The organism is Siphonobacter sp. BAB-5385 (assembly GCF_002261125.1).
Taxonomy (GTDB): Bacteria; Bacteroidota; Bacteroidia; order Cytophagales; family Spirosomataceae; genus Siphonobacter.
Genome location: NZ_NMPS01000029.1, coordinates 1 through 238, shown reverse-complemented (window position 1 = coordinate 238; position 238 = coordinate 1). Strand labels below are relative to the sequence as shown.

Genomic DNA, 238 nt, shown 5'->3' with positions numbered 1-238 from the left:
AACCACTACGCCTACCTCAAATGGTTCCTACTACCTGGTCTCTCAGGCTGGCACGCAGTCGATTACAGGTCTGCCAGAAAACTACGAGGCTGGTGACCAGGTCATTTCGAACGGTACGGGATGGTTTCGGATTCGTTCAAGCCTGGTGGATGGTAGCGTCTCGGAGGGTAAGATTGCCGCCGCCGCTGTAAGCCCTGCTAAGACCACGTTCATAGCCTCCAAGCTAGGTAAGAACCTG

General features: G+C 54.6%; 1 protein-coding gene. It reads left to right on the top strand.

Features of this window, described 5'->3' with window-relative positions; translation table 11 throughout:
* Nucleotides 1-238 (top strand): hypothetical protein (locus BWI93_RS28065; protein ID WP_217902212.1); only part of this gene is annotated, 238 nt, incomplete at both ends.